The sequence below is a fragment of the Myxococcus llanfairpwllgwyngyllgogerychwyrndrobwllllantysiliogogogochensis genome, from assembly GCF_006636215.1.
In the GTDB taxonomy this organism is placed as follows: Bacteria; Myxococcota; Myxococcia; order Myxococcales; family Myxococcaceae; genus Myxococcus; species Myxococcus llanfairpwllgwyngyllgogerychwyrndrobwllllantysiliogogogochensis.
This window is the reverse complement of sequence record NZ_VIFM01000534.1, coordinates 1-1,409: the sequence shown is the minus strand read 5'-3', so window position 1 is coordinate 1,409 and position 1,409 is coordinate 1. Positions and strand designations below refer to the sequence as shown.

Below are 1,409 nucleotides of genomic sequence, written 5' to 3'. Positions count from 1 at the left end.
CCCCCGCCTCATGCGCCAAGCCCGGCAGCGCCCCCTCCAGGGGCCGCGTAGCAGCAGCTACCGGAGCGGCTTGGGACAGCGATGCCGCAGGAGGGCCCGCTCCCGACAGCTCCGGCCCGGGCGCCTTGCCACGGCGCATCTGGCGCAGGGGCCGCTTCGCCCACCGAGCCAGCGCTCCCGCTTCGCCCTCGGTGGTGGCCGAGTTCGGGCCATACGAGTCAAACAAGGGCGTGTCCCACGCCTCCCCTTCCGCCCCGGACAGGAGCTCTTCCAGGGCCGCACAGACAGCGCTCGCCTCCGGACGCGCAGCAGGGTCCTTCTCCAGCAGCCGCATGCACAACACGCTCAGCCGCTCCGGGACGAAGCGGTTGGCGAGGTGAGGGGGTACCGGCGACTTGCGAATGACACTCTGGACGTACTCCGGGTCCGTCGCCGCGTCGAAGGGCAGTCTCGCCGTGAGGAGGCGGTAGAGGACCGTGCCCAGAGCCCACACGTCGTCGGAGGGGACGGACACGTAGCGGGCCCCTCTGTGCCCCGTGTGCTGCTCCACGAATAGCCAAGCCTCGGGGGGCCGGTACTCCATCGTCCCGGGCGGCAGCATGGACTGAGTGACACCGGGGGGGGCGCCCTCGTAGTCCCCTATGCCGTAGTCCACCAGCACCGCCAGGCCGTCCGCATCGCGCACCATGACGTTCGCGTCCTTCACGTCCCGGTGCACCACTCCCGCAGCGTGCGAGGCCGCCAGCGCCCGCGCCACGTCGAGCGTCACCTTCGCAATCTGCCGGGCCGAGGGGTTCTCCTCCTTCACCCACGCGCTCAGCTTCCGCCCCTCCACGTACTCCATGGCGATGAGGGCGTAGTCGCGCTCCCCCGCCTGCCAGTAGGAGAAGCCGCGAAGCCCCACCACGTTGGGGTGCGTCAAGCGCAAGAGGATGGAGACTTCCTTCTCCACCCGCCCCTCCACGCGCTGCCGCTCCACGAGCTTCAAGGCGCAAGGCTGCCCGTCGTTCGTCGCGAGGTACACGGTGCCGAAGCCGCCCTGGTCCAGGTGCCTCACCACCGTGTAGCCCTTCACCACGTCCCCGGGGGACAGCACGGCCGGGGGGCCGTTGTCCCTCATGGCGACGTCCTCCTGAAGACTCTGTAGGACAACAGGGCTGCGGCCACGCGCATTCAGTACCCTCCCCGGCGCCGGCCCACGCTACCAGAAGCCCGGGGAAATCGCGCGAAGTCTTCTCCCACCTCCAACCACCTGCCACAGAGGACACCAAGCCTCACCTCTAGGTGAAGTTGACTAGCCTATCAGGTATAGTTTGTCTGGAATGTATATCCACCCCGACATCCGCGCCGTCGCCCTTCCGAAGGAGCCGGAGCCCTCCCGCCCCTTGTCCGCCATCATCGGCGACACC

The 1,409-nt window shown here is 69.0% G+C and carries 1 protein-coding gene; it reads right to left on the bottom strand.

All coding sequences use genetic code 11. The annotated features are described in order from the left end of the window. The coding region (locus FJV41_RS49135; protein ID WP_141649506.1) for a serine/threonine protein kinase at nt 1-1,120 on the bottom strand (1,120 nt) is incomplete at its 3' end. Nucleotides 1,121-1,409 lie beyond the last annotated feature (289 nt).